The sequence below is a fragment of the Pseudoalteromonas caenipelagi genome (genome assembly GCF_013140855.1).
GTDB lineage: Bacteria > Pseudomonadota > Gammaproteobacteria > Enterobacterales > Alteromonadaceae > Pseudoalteromonas > Pseudoalteromonas caenipelagi.
Genome location: NZ_JABBPG010000008.1, coordinates 187,499 through 207,810, shown reverse-complemented (window position 1 = coordinate 207,810; position 20,312 = coordinate 187,499). Strand labels below are relative to the sequence as shown.

Here is a 20,312-nt window from a genome sequence, read left to right as displayed (position 1 = left end):
CAGATAACTTCAACTTATAAATTTTTCTTATTTTTTAAAACTCTTACGTTCCAAACTGAGTAACATAGTAATAACAGCATAATGTAAGAAAGGCTCCCACTGCTTTTTTTTGTGTTATTTGATGCCGCTTTTTCAACTTGAATTTGCGTATCTATATTCAAAGTGATGGTATTGGGTGCTGAATACTCGACACCATCAAACACACTATATTGCAACTGCTCAGTGAATAACTTATTACTTGGTACATAAAAAGTCATCGTGCCTGTTTCTTTATTCAGTGCAATATCGATATGCTTGGGCTTCTCTATCCACTCAAATGTCAATAAGTCTGTGTCCTCATCTTTTGCTTCGAGTGTTATGCTTACTAAGCCAGCACTACTTATCGTTCGCTCTAAGTCCACGCCAACAGGAGGAGTGTTGGTACGCACTATATCAACTCTTTTCTTGAACATAGTACCTTGACTGTCAACAACTGCAACTTCAACTACATCCTTACCTATACTATTACCAGACGGTATGTATACAAACTCACTCGAACGCTCGTCGATAAACTTAAAATGCCCCATCATCGGCGCTTGTACTAAGCTATAAGTCACTTCCTTTGGATTTACACCTGAGGTAACAAGTTCTGATGTAAGTGTATCTGACCAATGTGTTGAGAACTCTTCAGATATAATTCTTAAGGGCTCTCTAACCAATACTGAAATATTAAAGACCAGTTTTGTGACACCATTTTTGGTTGCTAATACAGTAAAGCTGTCATTTCCATCTTTTTCACTGTCAGCTTTATAAATGAGTTCACCTAACTTTCTATTAGTAAAAGTGACTTTCCCATTTTTTGGACCCTGAGATACATAAAATAAATACCCTTTATCCTGCAAACCATCGAGCAACTTGAGTTCAGCTGAAGTATTCGAATACAGGGCCATCTCATGATTATATTGTTCTACCGAGCCTGTCGGCGTACCACTGATCTTAAACAATATATTGTCAATAACCGTCTCTATGAGCCAATAAACATCACTTTCTATCAGTTCTATTTTAGAACTGCGTGCATAACCTTGAATTTCTTTAGACCAAACTAACGTGTCTGTTTTGATATCAAAAACACCAAATGTATCCAAGCAAAGAAAATGCACTTTGTTATCAACAAGTTGCTCTAACTCAATAATTCTAGAGTCACATATGTTCAGCGCTTTAACTGGGTTTCCTTTTTGATTCAAAACAATGAGCTGATTGTTTTTGTCAAGTGCCGATAGAAATGTCATGCCTTGCATATTCAACTCATTAAACAGCTCATAGTTCGTTGAATCAAAGGAACTATTTTCGCCGCTGAGCAAATCGTAAATAGTCGTCATCCCGTCCAGCGTTAAAACCAATTCTTTGACACCATCTTGGTTAAAATCAACTGCCCGCAAGTCGCTACATAGTAGGCATTCTGAAATACCTTTAGTTACCGGCGTTTTTAGAGTTACGTCAAAGTCTATTTCAGAGTCGGTAATGTTTTTAATTATAATATTTTTGACTTTGTTACTTTGCTCAGTACCTAGCGTGGCATATTCTGTTTTACCGTCTCCATCAATATCACCGAGCACCTTAAACTCGCCACTGATACTTGCTAGACTTTCAGGCTTTCCATCTAAACCCCAAAATGCTGTAAAAGATTCATAATAGGACGTAACCGTATAAAAGATATGACCTGGCATACCTGTTTCAACTGCTATCCCTCCCCAATCAGAAAAATAACTTCCAAGTGCATTGCCAATGATACTATCAGATTTCCATTGAACCTCATTGGTTTCTATATCCACATTTGCAAGATATGCTGAAGATGCATAAAGGGATGAACTATATCCGATAGAAAAAATACTCATATGAGCGTCTAATTCAATTACATTTAACTTATTATTAGCCTGACTAATAGAAACACCACCATTTTGCGCAAATAGGGTCTTTTCACCAATATTAAGCTCCGTCAACGACCACCCAGCAGTCTTAGTTGTAGTGGAAACAAGTTGCTCTTCATTTTTTCCATATAAATCAACGACACCGATGAGCGTATTAGGTATATTAGGGTCTTCTGGATAATAACCCCCAGTGAATGTATTCATAACATGTGCAGAATCACCAGTGAATAAATTGATCGACATATAGGCAACATGAAATGATGTGGATGGTCTACCTAAATAATAGAAATACTTAGCGTTATTCAACTCATTGTTGTAATAGCTTGGTGAGCTCGTCAAAGGTGTTATGTTTTTGGTGCCTTCAACACAATCTTGAAGCTCTTTTCCTGCGGGCCAAATGACAGATTTCGTTTTTATGTTCACAGCACATTGAGAAGATACAGCATCATCAAAACCATCTTTATCTATATCTTTTGCAAAGAAAAAGTGCGAGTTCAGCGATAACTCACCAATCTCTTTTAATTCATTATCTTTAAAAGCCAGCAATTTACCATTAGCGAGCAAGAGCTCTGATTTATATTTTCCAGTAAAATTGCCCACTAAGAAATGTACATCAGTACCATCTAAAGGAAAGCTATTTTTGATGTTATAGTTTTTAGGATCTACCAACGTGACTGTATTGCTGTCTTGTAAGACAACCTCTATATTGCCGTCGTTGTCTATATCTTTAAAACGAACATTACTGGCAACCGCGTTTTCTATTTTCGTCACATATTTATCTGCTGTGACATTGAAAACGTGTACTTCATGATTTGTTGAAATAACAAAAGCGAAGTAATTATCAGAGGCTTCATCATAGAACATTTCAAATGACTCAACATTCTCATCTTGTGGTAAAACCTTACTACTTATTATGTTATAATCACTCTGCTCTTGAGCAGACATTAACTCAGCTACAGAAATGGCCCAACTACCATTTACAAATATTATTTCCTTATTACCATTGCCATCTAAATCAATAAAACGTGCATTTTTTATACTTCTCATTTTACCGTAGTGTTTTAAAACCTCTACTTCGACCGAGCTATCCGCAATAGATATACATGAAAAAACACAGGTGAAAAAACAAACCAACTCCCTGAACCTCATACAAACTCCTTGATATTTCATATTTAAAAGCACCCACTTTACAGTGTGATTTTATTTCGCAGAAAAAAACAAAAGTACCACACCCTCCCTATTAAGGAAACAAACACAATTAGTCCGCAAAGCTGACTTTACCCATCGTCACGCTGGGTGCAGTAGTGAATCGTTGTTTTGTTTGCTCGCCAGCTAAACATTCATTGGCGAGCATAGCAAATAACACCGCTTCTTTTGCATCAGGATGAATGCCTAAAACATCACTCCCTTTAACACAAATATGGGTGCCCAGCTGTTGCTGTATTTGTTGCATGAGCAACGGATTATGCACTCCACCCCCACTACAATAGACGGTTGTGTATGCACTCGCTAACTCGTTAATATGCTTTGCGATTATATGTGCAGATAAAGCACTGAGCGTTGCCATTACGTCTTGGTGGGATAGCTGCTGTGTTTGACTCTGAGCTTGGGCCAAAGTCAATAAACCTAGGTTAAAAACCTCCGGGCCGGTGGTTTTTGGCAAGTCGAGATTAAAAAACGCGTCTTTTAGAAGTGCATTCAGAAGAGACTTATTTACCTTGCCTTGCTTTGCAACTATTGCTTTGTCATCAAAGGGTTTTGCAAAGTGCATACGCATGTACGCATCCATAAGCGTATTACCGGGGCCTAAGTCACTGCATACCACATCATCAAGCTGCGCGGCTTTTGGTAAATAAGTTAAATTTGCAATGCCGCCCATATTCAACAAAATACGATTTTCATCGTCACTGGCAAAATAAAAATAATCACCATATTGCGCAAGTGGCGCTCCCTCTCCTCCTGCAGCGATATGTTTCTGTCTAAAGTCTGAAACTGTCGTAATACCAGTCGTAATGGCAATATGATCGCCATCTGCTATTTGTAAGGTGGCATTACCAAACTCATTATGACTATGTTGATGCTTTGGACAATGAAATATAGTTTGGCCATGACTGGCTATCACATCGATGCTTTGAGGGCTTACTTGCCAGCGTGCCAAACATTGATTGATCAGTTGACCATGATATTGCCCAAGCCACGGGTTTAGTAAGGTTAGGTACTCAAGGTTTACCGTTTGCTTTGCAAACACACGCGTTATTTTGTCTTTTACGCTTTGGGGATAGTCACAGGTTGTAAATGCCTCAACAGTCACACTGGTATTACGACCATGGCCACTTATTCGGCATAAAGCCACGTCTAACCCATCCAAAGAAGTACCGCTCATCAGCCCGATAATCAACCGCTCAGATTTTTCTGCACTTAGATAAAGCTTTTTAATATGTGGATGCATGACTGGAAATTTACTCGTCTTGTTAATTGTTAGAAGTGTATAGGCTCACAATGGGGTAATTGTGACGACCAAATTCTAATGTCAGCGTTAATGTATCGTTGGCACTTATCGCGTATTTATCCGCATTCATGAAAGGCGTAATACGCTGCCCATCGGCCAATAATGCCATTACATGGGAGTTTTCAAGAAATCGTTTACCACTGCTAACATTTTTAATAGTAACCAAGGCGGCTCTATCACCTTGCTCAGTGCTCATAGGAAAAAAAGTTTGCACCATAAAATCTCCCTGTTTAGGGTATTTACGAGCCTCATTGGTAAATGCATTATTAGGTAACTTTGTAATGCTATTATCAAATCTATAAACCAAGTCTTGCGCGTGTATCTGATAACTTATTAACAATAAAACGAATAGCAAAGTAGATTTCATACTGTCCTCCTAAAGGCGCTAATCTGCCAAATCATTAATGAATACACCCTGAGCCAAGGCAGGTTAATTTGCGTCGTGGGCCAACGCTAATTGTTTAACCTTGCTGGCAATTTCTAAAAAGCGTACTCCTTCACAACATGCAAAACCTGGTAATTGTTTGAGCTTATATTGACTAATAAATGGCGTAGTTACCCCAGCTAAAAAGCGAATAATGGTCTCTTTACTAGCCACAATACCACCTTGGCGTAAGTGCTTTTGTAATGCAAACACATAATTGCGCAATATGTCATCATCAGGTAATGCAAGTGCTTGGCTGCGCGTTAATGAAGCCACCAGCCCTTTACACACACTACAATGCCCACAATGGGTTGGCACATCACTGTCATCAAAATAATACGCTAAATTGGCGCTTAAACATCTATCAAGTTCAAAAAAGCGCAACATAGCCGCAATGCGTTTTAATTCTGCTTGCTCTTTGTCTTTAAAGTAGGTGTATAAAGTGTCGACAAGGTGAGGCTGACTGAGCGTTTGTTGATTGACTTGATAAACCTGAACCATACGCTTGCTTTCAAGCTCTATCAAACCCTGTTGATGCAAATAATCAAGTGCAGCTACCGCCCTTTGCCTATCAACTCCTGAACCAACCAGCGCCTGCATATCAACTGTTCCCCATACTTTTTTGAACTGTGTATACATAAAAATATGTTTCAAAAAAGCCTGCCTAGTGGGGTCAAACTGGGAGAGTAATTTTGCTTCATTGGTAGTAAACTTGAATCTAAAATCAGCGTAGTAAGAATATTTAGCGCTGATTGCGCCAAGCAGTTCAAGCTGTACCAATAAGGTTTTTAAAGCCAATATACGTATGTTACTGACTTTAGAAAGCGGCAATTCTTGTAGTTCCCATTTTCCACCCACTTGCTCTTGTAAACACTGCGAAATAACTTTTTCAATCCCGCTTCGCTCTGGTGTGTCTCCATACACAAAGTTTTCAACCGTTGCTACACCGTCTAAATTAGCTAACACTGTACAGTATGCTTGTGCACCATCTCTTCCAGCTCGACCAATTTCTTGGCTATAGTTTTCAATTGATTTGGGTAAGTCATGATGTATCACGAAACGAATGTCTGACTTGTCGACTCCCATACCAAAAGCTATCGTTGCAACAACAACCTGAATGTCGTTGCTCATAAACTGCTGTTGCACACGCATGCGCAGCTCATCCTTTAACCCAGCATGGTAAGCTGCGGCTTTTATACCTGCTGCTTGCAGTTGCTTTGCTACCTGTTCGGCTTGTTGCTGCAATGTCACATAAACGATGCCTGCACCTTGATAGCCTCGCACCAATTGCAATAACGTTTGTAGCTTATCGCTTTCTTTGACACTCAACACAGATAAATCTAAATTAGAACGGTAGAAGCCTGTTTGTACAATATGCTCAGGCGCAATATCAAAGCGCTTCGCCATATCAAACTTAACTTTTTTGGTTGCTGTTGCAGTTAACAACAGCGCCAAAGGAATATTCAGTTCACGTCGATACTCTGGCAACTTTAAATAGTCTGGCCTAAAGTTGTGTCCCCACTCTGAAATACAGTGCGCCTCATCCACTACCATCATTGACACTTTGACTTGTTTGATAAACTCACGAAAGCGTTCATTTTTAAAACGCTCTACCGACACCATTAAAATTTTGATATCACCACTACTAACTCCCTGCATTACCGCCTGACTTTGCTCTGTTGACTGGCTGGAATCTAGCGTTGCTGCGCTTATGCTTTTACTGTTCAAAAACATGACCTGATCGTGCATCAATGCCAGTAAAGGCGACACGACCAGAGTTAAATAGGGTAAATGTAAAGCACTTAATTGGTAGCACAAAGATTTCCCTGAACCCGTTGGAAAAATAGCAAGCGATGAGTGCCCTGCTAATAACTGAGAAATAGTTTGCGATTGTCCTGGTCGAAAACTGGCAAAACCAAAATGTTGCGATAAGCTTTCTAGCAACTGCTGTCCGTGCTCCATAGGGAGGCCTCGATTGGTGTAATTACTTGACTTAAAAGTATCATATTTTGTGTTTAGCATTAACGATAATGCGCCAATTATTGTGCGTTTTAGCAAATCATCACTGTGTATAAGAGGAGAAAACCATGTCTAATCCTTCCACCCCTTCCCTATTGGTTTTCAGTTTTGACGGTACAGGTAGCGAACCTCGTGATGCACAGCAGTATAGTGCAGAGCAATTTAAAGAAGATTGTGAAATTAGTAATGTACTCAAACTACATTTGTTACTTGGCGGACGAATACATCCGGACGCACAAAGTCACTTTGCAAATCAAAAGTGCTTTTACTATAGCGGTATTGGCAACCAAGGTAGTGCCGTAAAAAAAATATTAAATCAAATACTTGCTCCACAAAGTAGTGACGTTGCCAGTATTTTGTCTCAGGCAATGCAAGATTTTGAAAAGAATTATGACAGTGGTGCTCAGGTTTTACTCATTGGTTTTAGTCGCGGAGCCGCACTGGCAAGGCGATTTGCTAAATGCCTTGAAAAACATGTCAGCAGCAATGTGTTCTTATGCGTATTTGATACCATCGCATCCATCGGCTTTAGTAAAATCACCAAAGCGGCCTGTGGTACCGAGCATGTCATATTTACTGATCATGATGTCGCCAATAATGTCTCAGCCGCGCTGCATTGTGTAAGCCTAGATGATAAGCGAAGAGCATTTGAAGCGACTTTATTTAATCATGCACCGCAAGTGCACGAACTTTGGTTTGCGGGCAGCCACTCAGATATCGGTGGTGGCTTTTACCGCAGTGGCCTTTCAGATATCTGCTTGCGATACACCCTTGAGTGGTTGCTCGTACAACCTCTCAATGTCAATGTTCTCACTCGCGAACAGGTTAACTACGCTGACTTATTACCACATGATGGAGAATTGCTAATAGATGCAGATGACTTAGCGATTAAGCCTGACGCACTTGCACCAAGCCACCAGCATGACTACTTCTGGGGGAATATAAACTTCAAAGCGACTCACCGATTATGTGTTGTAATGCAAAATAACCAAGTCAGCGATAAACCGCCTATTATCCACCACAGCGTTGCAAAACGCATATACAACAGCAGTAGTTACCGCCCTGAGTCGCTCAAAGGACTGCAACACTGCTTAGAATATGCCAATGGAGAACTACTTCAGTGTAAGGGAATTAATCCTCATATTGAACTTCCGACGCAGCAACTCAATATTCTACAAGTTGGCGAGACAATGCGTATCAAAGTGTTTGCCTGTGAACCTTATAACCACACAGGGCTTTGGCTAGAAAAGGGGGCAACGTATCGTATTAATCCAACCGATTCGCAAGTTTGGTTTGATAGAGACATGAAAGTCACGGCAAGCGGCTGGCATCGTGATAACCGAACAGTTGGCGTTAAACAGCTGCCAATAGAACTTATGGAACCATTTAAACGCTTGCCGGGACGCCCATGGTTTTCTTTGGTTGGCTGTATCAACGCCAACGATAGTTTAGCTTTTTCTCTTAATGGCGGAGGGGATATAAAAGTCAATCAACATGGTGAATTTACACCCTTTGCCAACGACATATGCGGTGATTATGGGCTAAACCTAGGAGCAATTGAATTAGAAGTGGTGCGCTTGGGATAACGGCTCCAACTTCGTTAGGTACTTGTCTTCAATAATTTTCAGTTGCTTGTCCATAGCGCTAATTGCCCTGTTTATCTGGGCAATTTGCTCTATATTAAAGGCATCTTTGTTGAGCATAAAGTGAATGCCATTATCGTGAACAACATAAGGGTGAATACGCAATTTTTTGTACCCTAGCAAGTATTTGTAATATATCCCGCTGGCCTCATCCTCGATAAGAAAGTCCACACGACCTCGACGTACCAACTCCATTCGTTGCGATAAACTTGCTACTTCAAAATAGTTCTCTTTAAAGCGCTCAATTCGTAATATGTCGGCCAACTCTTCGCCATAAAACGCTCCCGAATTGGCGGTAAACAAATATCCTTTGGTAAACAACTGCGTTAAATTTTTAACTTCGTCCATCGTTGTCATTGTAAACAAACGCATTTTTTCACGCCGATATTCAGCACTGAAATACGCTATTTTTGCTCTTTGCTCGTTATAACTCGCGGAGGGGAGAATATCAATGAAACCTTTTTCAAGCTCTGTGATTCCCCGTGCAGAGGACGGTAGCTTGACGAAGTTAATACACAAACCAGCCTGATTAAAGATTGATTGAGTTGCTTCGATATCCATACCAAAATATCGCTCTCCGTCATACATCACATAAGGAGGCCATGAAGTACCTACGCCAACTTTAAATGTTCGCTCACAGGCAAGACATTGAATAGAAGCAAAAAACAGTATGATTAAACAAGATTTGTAATACAACTTAATACATCAACCGTAACCAAGGACGCTCAATCTATTATGGGATAATACCAAAATATTACCAACGTGAAGAGACGAAACTCAAGCTTTTGCTGTTCGAGACAAAATTAATCCGGCTGTCAACAAACTACAAGAGACGACTAAACTTATACCTAAGACATTAATTTATTTGTTAACTTTTGTGCAATGGGCGCACTAAAGAATGACACAACGGCTGCTGCCGGCCAAGCTAATATAAATGCCTTTCCCCAATTAAGTAAAAAGTGTGAAGTTATTCCTAAGTTAATATAGGTTACCCAAAGCGTCATTAAAACGGATAGGAAAAAAGACAACAGCAGTGTAAATGTAATACGGTGTTTTAAAGTTGGCATAGCACGCTCTGTCGAATGGACATAATCACTTAAACGTAAAAATCGCCGCTGATTATAAGCCTATACCTTGTGCGCAAGCAAACCTTTACCTTTATACCAATCTACTTAACCAAGTAAGCTCCTTAGAGACAATTAAAAGCTTCGCTCTTTTTTGTCCTAAATGAGGAAGTTTTAACGTCGTTAGTGTCAGGTTTTGTCGGTCAAAATAATTAAGTATTATTGCCCGTTAATGTTGGGCATAAAAAACGCCAATCTTTCGATTGGCGTTGTGTTAGCTTTAATTGGCAGTGCTCATCCTTGAGTCAACCATTTCAGATGTAAAGCCTAATTATAAAGCTTGCCATACTAGTGCTTTGCCTGGTTCTTCACCACGCGTCCACCATTTAGCACGGTAGTTTTTACCACCATATACAACCGTATCACCACCAACATAAACCTTGTTGCGATCCCACGTATCTACTGGGCCAGATTTATCTGTTACGGTTACTTGGAACGATTGTGAAACACTTGCAGTGCCATCTGATACTGACACTGATACTGTATAAGTTGTATCTTGTGATACTTCACCAGCACTTAGACTGACGCTCGCACCAGACCCTGATACCGATAGGCCTGCAGGTACATTCCACGTATAGGTTAATGCATCATTATCTGCATCAGTTGCCACAGCGTTAACATTCACCGACATGTTTTCTTCTACACTTACATCTGCAATAGGTGCAAGTACAGGCTCATTATTCGCGGCTGTGCTTACTGTCACAGTGACATCTTTAGAAACAGACGTCGTACCGTCAGACACAGTGACCGTTAATGTGTAGCTCGCATCAGAGGTCAGTGTTGGCGCCGTCACAACCACACTTGCAGAATTTGCGTTTGCTAAGCTAAGCGCTGCATCCGCACTCCAAGAGTATGTGAGAGGGTCACGATCGGCATCAGTTGCACTGGCAGTCACAGTGGCAGTACCACCATTAGCGATAGTTACTTGGCTATCAACTGACACAACTGGCGCACGATTAGGAGGTACATCCCCCGCAAGTCCATCGTGAATTGCATTTAAGATATCACCGTTATCAGCATCAATTTCCCATGCAAATAAACCGCCTAGATCATTGACTTTTACATAACCACCTTTGGCTTTCACTGAGCGAGGGCTATCAAAGGTTAATAACTTACCATTACTGCGGTTCCACACATAAGCGGCCTCAGCTTGCTCATCATAACCTGCTTCAAAACCATTGATACCGGTACCGTTTGGACCTAAAAGATTTGCAACAATCCCTTTGTAATCCATGATACCTGGTTCCCAAACACCTTCCGTTGTAGAGCCTGTAAATTTGCCGTTACCCGGCGCCGTCATTGGGTTACCTGGAATGGTTGCATTTGCCTCCATCACACCTTCCCAGCCACGACCGTACATTGCTGCGCCAACCACCAGCTTTTTAGAGTCAACACCTTGAGCTAGCAATAGTTTAATTGCATTGTCAGTGCTATATGCAGGACCTTTACGAGGTTCACCATTATCATCAACGCCTGTACCGTTACATTCATCAGTACTAATATGTGAGCCACAGTATAATGCTGTTTGGTGACCTGTTACATTGTTCCAACCACCATAGAAGTCATACGTCATGGCAAAGATGTAGTCCATATATTGCGAAGCAGCTTGATAGTCCACATCTTCAATCTTGTCGTAACCAGTACCTATTGCAGAAGTTAATTGGTACTGACGGCCAGTTTCCGCTTCAAGCTCATCCAACATTGCACGTAACTCTTGCATTAGTGCTACATATGCAGGACCATCATTAACTGGGTCACCTAAGTTGCCATTTGGACCGCCACCACCAGGGAATTCCCAGTCAATATCAACACCATCATAAAACTTCCACGTTTTTAGGAACTTTTTCATTGATGCTACGAACGTATCGCGGTTTGCTTTATTGGTAAATCCGTGGAATGGGTCTGATAAAGTCCAACCACCCACTGAAGGTAAAATTTTAAGATCTGGATAACGTTGCTTCAGTGCCATTAATTGAGCATACGTACCCCTTATAGGGTCTTTAGAGTCAACGCCAGGTAATGCTTTTTGAATAGCAGCCCATGGGTCGTGGATAACCACTTCATAGTCCGCAGAGCCCGCACAGGCAGTTTGTAACGCGCGCCAGCTATTGCCATTTTCTATTTCTTTAAGCGACTCGTTTGCACCACAGATTGGAATGAAGCCGTAAAGTAAGTGTGATAAGTTTTGCGCAGGGATCTTTGTAGCGTCAAAGTTGCGACCATATATACCCCACTCAACAAAGTATGCACCCGTTACATAATTTGGGTTAGTACCATAATTTTTGTTATTTGGATTAACATTCATTGGCAGTGGATCTAAATGGCCGCCATCAGTATCGGCAATCACAATCGGCTTGCCAGCACTGCGAGCACATGTGCTACCTTCACACAGTTCAACATACAAAGTGTGACGACCAGAGCTGCTATAAGGGAACTCAATTACACCGCTTTTGGTACCAGCAGGTAAAGAGCCTTCATTAACCAGCTTGTCATCAAAAAATACTTTGTAACCATCGCCACCAGCACCACTCCATGCATTCCATTTTATGCTAATGTTAACTTGCTCTTTGGCGTTAACTAAATCTTTGTACGAGCCCTGCCCATCGAGGTTTACCTCAACAAAAGAATACTGCTGAGCCTCCCAGCTTAAACTTGGTGTAGAAGGTGCAGCTATAACAACTCCCGACGTCATCGCTAAGGCCACCGCGGCCGTTAAATGTTTCATTTTCATTTCTTTCTCAACCTTATTTACATGTTGTATCCAACCCATTCAGGCGGATGATTGTTGTACCAATAATTTACGACTAACACTGACTCCGACACTTAAAAAGTAGCGGAGCATCATATTTACAGCGCTAACCAAACCAATGCAGAACCTGGCTCTTCACCACGAGTCCACCATTTTGCTTGGTAGTTTTTCCCTTTATGAGACACTTTATCGCCACCGACATAGGTTTTACTTGGGCTCCATTCTGGGTACTGAGACTGATCACTGTCTTTTACTGTCACTGACACTTGTGCTGTAGTACTTAACTGGCCATCAGAGACCGTTACAGTGATGCTGTATTGAGTGTCTGCTGATACCTCAGGTGCAGTGATTTCGATGGTTGCGCCAGAACCAGTCCAAGACAACTCACTGGGCACTTGCCATTGATAAGTCAAATCTTGCTGTTCATCATCAAATGCATGAACATGCAAGGTCGCTGCTGATAACTCGTCCATGACGATTGGATCTGTTGGGTTAATTTTTGGTGGCGTGTTATCCGGTGCAGCTTGAATAGTCAGGTTGTAAGTATAATTTTCATTACTCACAAACACTTCATTTGATAGCAGGTTCTGCGGGTCGAATACTATCTTATTGTCACTTTGTTTAACGCCCACTTGCATAACACTGGCATGGTCAAGGTTGAGCATTTGTGCCAGTTGTTCAGCCCAATTGCCATGATTGAAGTCAGTTACCTTCAACGAAGTACTCACCAACTCCTTCCCTGTACCGTCAAATACACGAGCCCAAACAGTATCACCAACTTGTGCTTGTTGACCTTGAGAAACAAAGTATCCCGCACTTGTCCAGTTAATAGGGCCTGTATCACGCATGATTGTGATATCGCTACAGTTGTAAAAGCCTTCACCAACCACATCAATACGCTGCCAACGGGTATATAAAATGGCATCCCCAACGCGATTTTGAGGAATAGACACTTTCATTTCGTAAAAGCGTTTACCATCAGGGTCTTTCACAAACTCTACATTGCCAAGCTCAGTAACGAGTTCTAAATCTTCCCAACGCAGTGTATCTGTTGCTCTGTTGAACTCTGGTTTGGTGATGTAGAACTTCCAAAAGCTTGGGTTGTGTGGCGTGGTTGCTCTAAAGCGGACCGCTATCTCGCCGTTGGCATTCGGAGTTACTTCAGTACTTTGCCAATGTGTCGAAGGCAGGTTAATACCCCGCTTAGCGTTATCTCCACCAGCACACAGAGAGCCATTTGGCACATTCGCTTCAACAGCTGCTTGATCGTTATAGTTTGCGGTATTAACCGAGAACTCGTGCTCTTGAATAAACTGTACGTAGCCAGACTCTAAAAACGCAGCTCTACATGCTTGGTTAGGAATATTTGAGCCATCTTCTGGCCACCAATAACCACCTTGAGCCTCACAGATTGATTGGCGCGCTTTAGGAAAGTCCATAAAGCCATGAGCATTCACGTTAAAACTCAAGGTACTCAATAATGTTGTGCTGACCGTTGCCAATAATAATGGGGTTTTAACTAACATCTTGTTCATCGTTGTTTTCTCCTTAAGTGGGCAGCCGAGGCTGCCCTACATCTTTAAAGGCTGCATACCTTCTGGTAATCACTGCTGCCCTCTGGCGCTTGATTAGTCCACCATTTGGCTTTATAAACTGCTTGGCCTTGGCGTACTAAATCACCTCCCGATGCGTGCGTACCTCTTGGTAGCGTTGGATAAACAACGATGTCTTCAATTGGTGTACCTTCACACGTATTCACTGGGTCACCACCACCGTCACCAGGCTTTGCTTCTGGTAGTTTTGGATACTCAGACTTGAAGGCGTACTGTTTACCATCCTTTTCAACTACAAAGTTGATTGGACCTGAAATAGGCATGTAGTACATCACTTGTGCATTAACCGTTTCACCCGGTGCAAATGACTTAGGTACACTGCCCCACTCATTCACCAGCGTGATGGAGAAACGGTGGAACTCGTTTTCAAACCCACCAATGTTATTACCCGCAGCATTTGAGCCATTAGCGTCAACTGCCATTTTCAGCTTTTCCGTTGCATTCCAATTCGATTTGAAAATTGCAGAGGTTGCCACTGGCACATCAAACGAAATCTTCGCACCAGTTAAATCAATCTCAGAATTGTTCTTGAATGAGAAAGTTGGGCTAATTGGATAGTTAGCATCTCCCAGCGGGAAATCTTTCGCAGTAAAACTAACATCCACCGATTTTTCAGGTAACTGGAAGTTAACATTTCCCTGATGCACATTGTATTTAGAGCCGTTTTGGTTGAACTTGTTATAAGCAAGCGACGTCATGCTTGAACCCATAAAGTATTCACCTTTAGAGGCATCGTAATCAAAATCACCAGCAAGCTCCCAGAACATGATCCCACCTAAGCCATTATTAATGACGTAATCCACTTTGGTGGCCATAGATTCTTCATCTTCTATTGAGATGAAAACTTTTTTCTGGTCATTCCAAAGCCAAGGCGCAACGGCAACAGAATCATAGTGGCGTGTATAAGTACCTGTCAGTTGATCAGTTGGGTCGTTTTCTGGATCAAGGCCGTAGTCTGAAGCATAGCTAGGCATTACCCCTTTTTGCAGGTTTTTAGCATGCCAAAGTGGGTTAGAACCAGCTGGCACTTCTAGACCTACATCATTTTTGTCATGCCATAGGTTGTCGATACCAACAGCCCCGTTACCACATTTGTTCTTGTCACCTTTGCCGGTTCCTGGAGGGCAGTTAGTTTGGTCTGATAACGCTGCTTGTCCCCAAAGGCCATTAGTACCACCTTGCACATTTTGAAAGCCACGGGTGTAGTAAGGAATACCAATATTGATACGCCCTGCAGAGACTGAACCTCTGAAATAACGCACCGCCCAATCCGTATTCAAGTAGCCAATACCTTCAAATTCTTTGGTGCCGTATACATTCCATTGCTTCAGTTCTGAATCTTCACCTGTATCGAATAACGACGCGTTGTGGCCTACATGTGAGTTCCATGCACCGTGTAAGTCGTAAGACATGATGTTTACATAATCTAGGTATTTAACTGCTTGGAATGTTTCCATACCACGTAGCAAGTAACCTGAAGATGGAGACGCGATAGTAAGCATATAGTGCTGACCGTCCGCCTCACCCGCCTTGTCTAACTCTTCACGTAAACGTTTCATTAGTACTTGATAAGACGCATTTAAACCTGCGCGGCGCGCATTTGAAATAGGGAAGTCATCAGGGTGCCCCGAATCATCCATGGAAGAAGGATATTCGTAGTCAATGTCTACGCCGTCAAAACCGTATTTTTTGATAAACTCAACAGCACTTTTTGCAAATGCATCAATACCAGCATGATTAACTGAACCATCGGCATTGGTCGTCATAGTGTAAAAACCACCGCTTTTAACACGCGTACCATCAGACCCAAAGTAGCCGCCAGTTTCAGCCCAACCGCCAACAGAGATCAGCGTTTTCACATCTGGATATTGCTTTTTGTATTTATTAAGTAAGTTAAAGTGGCCTTTGTAAGGTAAGCTCGGGTCTAACTCAGCGCCTGCAACGCCAGGCCATTCCATGTTAGTGGCAGGGTTACCTGCTGCATTAGGGTCACCAATCGATACTTTGTTATTTGCATCAACATGGGCAAACGCATAATTGATGTGTGTGATCTTATCCCACGGAATGTCCTTAACCAGATAGCTTGGCTGCCCATTCGCGCCGTTTCTCCAGCTTGTAAAGTAACCAATCACACGACGAGGGTGATCCGAGCCCATCAGTTCACGGCCGTCTTGGTCGTAGATAGTACAATAAGGCGTGTTCACACCAGGTGTTTGATATAGCCCTTCTGGTCTACATGCATCCGCATCTGCACTCGGGTCAATGACATTCACTGATTTGCTGATCTGACCTGTTGCGCCTTCATTGTCAGTCACTGTAAGCGTAAAGGTAACTTGACCAAGCTCAGTTGCTTGCCATGTATGCTCCGTTGCAGTGCCATTTGTGGCGACAACTTCAGTACCGTTGACAGCAAAGCTTAGTTTACTCACTGAACCATCTTCATCAGTACCTGACAAAGCAAATTTAACGCTTGAACCAATCACTAGCTCAGGCGGCATGTTCACAATACTGAGCACTGCAACCGGTGCTTTGTTTACAGGCGTGTCGGTTTTAACAATGACTTGATGACTAAGCATACTTGATACGGCGCCTTCATTATCAGTCGCCTTAACAGAGATAGTATGTGTGCCTTCTTCAGCCTGCCAAGCAGCTTCAAAATTATCGTTTGTTCCTGACGTGTCCGTTAAGATAAGCGAGCCATTTACGTAAAAGTCAACTTTAGCCACACTACCATCTTCATCAGTTGCATTTGCAACAATGGCAACGCTGTCATTTACTTTAAATTCAGACCCATCAAGTGGGCTCAACTGGTTGATCTTAGGATCTTTATTTATGACAACGCTGTCACAAGCACCCAAACTTAACCATTCTTGCCATGGACCAGAATGTGTTTCAGGTTCTGTCTGATTCCACCATTTAGCCTCATAAGCGACTTGATTTTGCTGAACGATGTCACCTGCAGTGGAAGTCATCCCAGCACTCCATTCAGTAACACCTGTACAATCGTAAGCATACGACTGCGCGCCCATTAACCCCAAAGTTAAGGCGCTCAACTTGAGCGCCGACTTGAGTATTTTTTGTGAACTCATGATTATCTCCGACCTTTACATGTAACTTTTGTTTAACAAATTAACATTAAAGCTAACACATAAATAAAGACCGTCAATCACGTTTTGTTTAGTTTTCAACCGAAGAAGAGGTGATGAACATATAAAATTAGTAATATTTTCGTATAAATTTATTTATACACCTAGTTCTCGTCCATCCCGTTCTTTTCAGTAATTACATGAGTTGAATTCATGTAACCGCTAACAAAAATATATAAAATATATTCTAAAAACATACAGTTGTGACATTAATTTGTCATATAGATAAATTTAATTTTTGGCTAACAGTAAAAAAACTAATCGAAAATCAGTGAATTTCAGTTATACCCAAAAAGAATAAGACAATACTTTTTGCTATAAATAATTATATGCCCCCACCCCTTTACGTTAACGTTAACGTGATGTGAAAAGTGTTTTTATATACTTTTTGATTATTAAAAATGCAAAGCTAGGTAAATTTGGGTATAGAACAGGCGACAGCCTGTTACAACCGACATAACATTAAGGTGTGTATTGTGAATAGAAAATGTAGATAAAGGTTATAAATCAGGCATGCTTAAAATCGGTAGTTCACAGGTTATTTTACTGCCAACACCAAGCGAGCTTTCAATTAAAATCTGCCCTTGGTGCTCTTGTATAATTGAATACACAATCGACATCCCCATGCCAGTGCCTTGCCCCACAGGTTTCGTCGTATAAAAGGGGTCAAATATATGCTTTTTTGTCTCTTCACTCATTCCACACCCGTTATCTGAGACGCTTAAGTAGATAAACTTTTGCTTACTAAAAAGCTCTACAATAATTTCAGCCTTTCGATGTTGCTCGTCACAGGCTTGCTTCGCATTCAGCAATAAATTCACAATAACTTGGTTTAAGGCAGCTAAATTACAGTAGCTCAAAGGAATAGGTTGGATATGACAAATTAAGTGGACGTTTTTTAATTGGTTATGCAGTAGTTTTAGAGCGCTGTCCAAGGAGTTCGAAATATCACTCATGGCCAATAAATTGTTTTTTGGTCGAGCAAAACTCAATAGGTTTTTTACAATCGCACCAATTCTTCTTAGACCCTCTTGAGCATCTTCCAAAAGTTCATCTATATCAGTTATTAAAAAATCAAAACTCTGTTGTTTGTTTAACCTCTTCAGTGCAGTTAAGGCATCTTCACTGGTGATTTTACCCGCTATATAATCGTTGCTAATACACAGTAGTTCATTGAATACAGGTTTTACATAGTTAAGGCTTTCTAAATTACTCATCGCATAAGCGAGCGGGTTGTTAATTTCATGCGCAACCCCTGCGGACAAAGTGCCTAACGTTGCCATTTTTTCAGCCTGCATTAACACCGCTTGCTGGGTTTGTAATTGTAGGACTTTTTCCTCCAGCGCCTGATTGGATTCATACAGCGCCCTTGTTTTTTCTTCTAACAAAAGCTCTAATTCATCGCGTGCTTGCTTTTCACGCACAAACGCTTGGTAATAGTCTTCAGGTGTTTCGGACATTTAATTCCCTCCAAATGTGAGCAACAAGTGGCATTGTTCGTAACCATCGTGCATGCATTGCATGTGCTCAATTTTAGTTTTCACCCCATAATGAGCCCCTGCACCATAAATTAATCCTTCAGCGCAAAAACATAGCTTTCTGCGAGAACTGTAGCGCAGTAAAATACGTCCATCTTCAAGTTGCTGACTATTTATAGTCGGTAAATTTGGCTCATGATAGAGTTTAGCCACTTCTGTATGTATCACAGAGTCGATGCCAAGTATAAGCGACTGAAAGTCGCTAAACTGTTGTAAAATGCCCTGATGTCTTTCGGTCAAATAGCCAAATAAGTACTCACCGAATAGGCGCAGTACATCCGTTAGTGGTTTATCTAAAATTTCAGCTACCTCGTTGGCTAACGCAAACAGCTCTTCATCAGGATAGCTTTGCGCACTTACATATACGCGATTCTGAGGTGCATGTTTGTCCAACAATGCTTCCCATGCTGACATTCCCTGATTCTTTATAACTAACTCTTCGAGCCCTCTAAAAACAACACCTTTCATAGTTTCTCACTTTTGCACTAAAAGTTGTTATACCACTGTTTTACGTTATTAAATTCGCCGCATGTATATAATATTGAAGTCAACTGCGCAGAAATATTAAACGCCTTATTTAGGGTTAGCTGTTCCACTAGGGCATGCATTACAACAACAGAAATTACGGGCTCGATAGGGATCTGTTCAACTAACTGGGCTCTAACAAGCTCTTGATCGTACCCCCATAACGCCAAAAGGTAGGCACCGATATCGTAACAAGACACCTTTGTGCATAATCGCTCATCGTTAAGTACACTCTCTTTTGTGAGTACGCCGATGGCACTTAACAAACAACATGCAAATACTTTTTGCTGCTCTTGCAAGTCTTGCCCTAAACAACGGCTAAGCGACTGCCCCATAACCGCCTTAGAAAAAGCAGTGTCCATAATCAATTCTATTTCTGATTGCCTTAGCTGATTGATGAACACGTTTGAGATTTCATAACAAGTCACCACGGCGGTGAAAGCAGTCAGCCCAATACGGGTGATAGCTTCTTTTACATCTTGAGTAGTGCTTTGAAAGCCCATAAATGCTGAATTAGCAATTTGTAAAAGCTTACTGACCAATATTGGGTCATGGTTAACCAGTTCAGCCAGCTCATTGACATTTGCAGAGCCTTCATTGAGTAACTCTAGTAGCTCAGATACATTTGAATTCAAACAAGGCAAACCTGAAAGTTGCCCCAATTTAACTCGAATTGCGTCATTTATTGGTAGGCTTTTTAAAGTTAATGCGCTATCAACCACTTTAGATAAATGTGCAGGTGTGTAAGGTTTAGCTAGGTGAAAGTGAATAGTGTTATCAATCTGCCATTTGCATTCTTGCTGCAAGTTATCGCTAAATAAACACCTAATTGCACGTGGACAGAGCATCCGAGCGGCAATTAAAACATCATGCCCAAAAGAACCATGTAGGTGCTCTTCACACAAAAGAATATCTGGTTCTCCTTGATCTACAATACAGCTTTCAAAATCCTCAGGGGTTTCAAGACAAACAATAACGGTATTCTCGTAAAGCCGGCTCAATGAACGTGATAATGCTTTTAGCAGCAGTTCATCATCGTCTACCAAGAGTATGTTGAGTACCTGTTCACCCATCCACTTCAACCATCTAACAAAGTTGTATATATAGACAGCTTA

Annotated in this window: 13 protein-coding genes; 1 reads left to right on the top strand and 12 read right to left on the bottom strand. The window is 41.4% G+C overall.

What is annotated here, in order from left to right; all coding sequences use genetic code 11:
* Positions 1-14: 14 nt before the first annotated feature.
* The 4 genes from HG263_RS17395 to HG263_RS17380 form a co-directional block, all read right to left on the bottom strand.
* Complete coding sequence (locus HG263_RS17395; protein ID WP_171627367.1) at positions 15-3,077, bottom strand: hypothetical protein; 3,063 nt, start codon at positions 3,075-3,077, stop codon at positions 15-17.
* Positions 3,078-3,165: 88 nt separating this feature from the next.
* Positions 3,166-4,356 (bottom strand): anhydro-N-acetylmuramic acid kinase, encoded by a 1,191-nt coding sequence (locus HG263_RS17390; RefSeq protein ID WP_171627366.1) that lies wholly within the window; start codon positions 4,354-4,356, stop codon positions 3,166-3,168.
* A 22-nt stretch (positions 4,357-4,378) separates the two neighbouring features.
* Entirely contained in the window at positions 4,379-4,783 is a 405-nt protein-coding gene (locus HG263_RS17385; protein ID WP_171627365.1) for a hypothetical protein, read from the bottom strand.
* Between the two features lie 63 nt (positions 4,784-4,846).
* The gene (locus tag HG263_RS17380) at positions 4,847-6,802 is read right to left on the bottom strand and encodes a RecQ family ATP-dependent DNA helicase (RefSeq protein ID WP_171627364.1); all 1,956 of its coding nucleotides are present in this window, start codon (positions 6,800-6,802) and stop codon (positions 4,847-4,849) included.
* Positions 6,803-6,927: 125 nt separating this feature from the next.
* On the opposite strand from HG263_RS17380, the gene HG263_RS17375 reads away from it, so the two are divergent.
* Positions 6,928-8,445 carry a phospholipase effector Tle1 domain-containing protein gene (locus tag HG263_RS17375; protein WP_171627363.1) on the top strand — a complete coding sequence of 506 codons (1,518 nt, stop codon included), beginning with the start codon at positions 6,928-6,930 and terminating at the stop codon, positions 8,443-8,445.
* On the opposite strand, the gene HG263_RS17370 is transcribed toward HG263_RS17375, so the two are convergent.
* The 8 genes from HG263_RS17370 to HG263_RS17335 form a co-directional block, all read right to left on the bottom strand.
* Positions 8,422-9,198, bottom strand: a complete 777-nt coding sequence (locus tag HG263_RS17370) for a substrate-binding periplasmic protein (protein ID WP_439331997.1) — start codon at positions 9,196-9,198, stop codon at positions 8,422-8,424. The genes HG263_RS17375 and HG263_RS17370 overlap by 24 nt on opposite strands.
* Before the next feature lie 152 nt (positions 9,199-9,350).
* Complete coding sequence (locus HG263_RS17365) at positions 9,351-9,569, bottom strand: DUF2798 domain-containing protein (RefSeq protein WP_171627362.1); 219 nt, start codon at positions 9,567-9,569, stop codon at positions 9,351-9,353.
* A 328-nt stretch (positions 9,570-9,897) separates the two neighbouring features.
* Complete coding sequence (locus HG263_RS17360) at positions 9,898-12,357, bottom strand: glycosyl hydrolase family 18 protein (protein WP_171627361.1); 2,460 nt, start codon at positions 12,355-12,357, stop codon at positions 9,898-9,900.
* 116 nt (positions 12,358-12,473) lie between these two features.
* The gene (locus HG263_RS17355) at positions 12,474-13,910 is read right to left on the bottom strand and encodes a lytic polysaccharide monooxygenase (RefSeq protein WP_171627360.1); all 1,437 of its coding nucleotides are present in this window, start codon (positions 13,908-13,910) and stop codon (positions 12,474-12,476) included.
* Between the two features lie 44 nt (positions 13,911-13,954).
* Positions 13,955-17,077, bottom strand: a complete 3,123-nt coding sequence (locus HG263_RS17350; protein WP_171627359.1) for a glycosyl hydrolase family 18 protein — start codon at positions 17,075-17,077, stop codon at positions 13,955-13,957.
* Between the two features lie 557 nt (positions 17,078-17,634).
* The gene (locus tag HG263_RS17345; RefSeq protein WP_171627358.1) at positions 17,635-18,594 is read right to left on the bottom strand and encodes a sensor histidine kinase; all 960 of its coding nucleotides are present in this window, start codon (positions 18,592-18,594) and stop codon (positions 17,635-17,637) included.
* Positions 18,595-19,140 (bottom strand): heme NO-binding domain-containing protein, encoded by a 546-nt coding sequence (locus tag HG263_RS17340; RefSeq protein WP_171627357.1) that lies wholly within the window; start codon positions 19,138-19,140, stop codon positions 18,595-18,597.
* Positions 19,141-19,157: 17 nt separating this feature from the next.
* On the bottom strand, positions 19,158-20,270 hold the full coding sequence (locus HG263_RS17335) for an HDOD domain-containing protein (RefSeq protein WP_171627356.1): 1,113 nt from the start codon (positions 20,268-20,270) through the stop codon (positions 19,158-19,160).
* Positions 20,271-20,312: the final 42 nt, after the last annotated feature.

Excerpts from the sequence above, each read along its gene's own strand:
- HG263_RS17350 (WP_171627359.1), bottom strand. The coding sequence starts at position 17,077 with ATGAGTTCACAAAAAATACTCAAGTCGGCGCTCAAGTTGAGCGCCTTA.
- HG263_RS17375 (WP_171627363.1), top strand. The coding sequence starts at position 6,928 with ATGTCTAATCCTTCCACCCCTTCCCTATTGGTTTTCAGTTTTGACGGT.
- HG263_RS17340 (WP_171627357.1), bottom strand. The coding sequence starts at position 19,140 with ATGAAAGGTGTTGTTTTTAGAGGGCTCGAAGAGTTAGTTATAAAGAAT.
- HG263_RS17385 (WP_171627365.1), bottom strand. The coding sequence starts at position 4,783 with ATGAAATCTACTTTGCTATTCGTTTTATTGTTAATAAGTTATCAGATA.
- HG263_RS17335 (WP_171627356.1), bottom strand. The coding sequence starts at position 20,270 with ATGGGTGAACAGGTACTCAACATACTCTTGGTAGACGATGATGAACTG.
- HG263_RS17360 (WP_171627361.1), bottom strand. The coding sequence starts at position 12,357 with ATGAAAATGAAACATTTAACGGCCGCGGTGGCCTTAGCGATGACGTCG.
- HG263_RS17395 (WP_171627367.1), bottom strand. The coding sequence starts at position 3,077 with ATGAAATATCAAGGAGTTTGTATGAGGTTCAGGGAGTTGGTTTGTTTT.
- HG263_RS17390 (WP_171627366.1), bottom strand. The coding sequence starts at position 4,356 with ATGCATCCACATATTAAAAAGCTTTATCTAAGTGCAGAAAAATCTGAG.
- HG263_RS17345 (WP_171627358.1), bottom strand. The coding sequence starts at position 18,594 with ATGTCCGAAACACCTGAAGACTATTACCAAGCGTTTGTGCGTGAAAAG.
- HG263_RS17380 (WP_171627364.1), bottom strand. The coding sequence starts at position 6,802 with ATGGAGCACGGACAGCAGTTGCTAGAAAGCTTATCGCAACATTTTGGT.
- HG263_RS17365 (WP_171627362.1), bottom strand. The coding sequence starts at position 9,569 with ATGCCAACTTTAAAACACCGTATTACATTTACACTGCTGTTGTCTTTT.
- HG263_RS17355 (WP_171627360.1), bottom strand. The coding sequence starts at position 13,910 with ATGAACAAGATGTTAGTTAAAACCCCATTATTATTGGCAACGGTCAGC.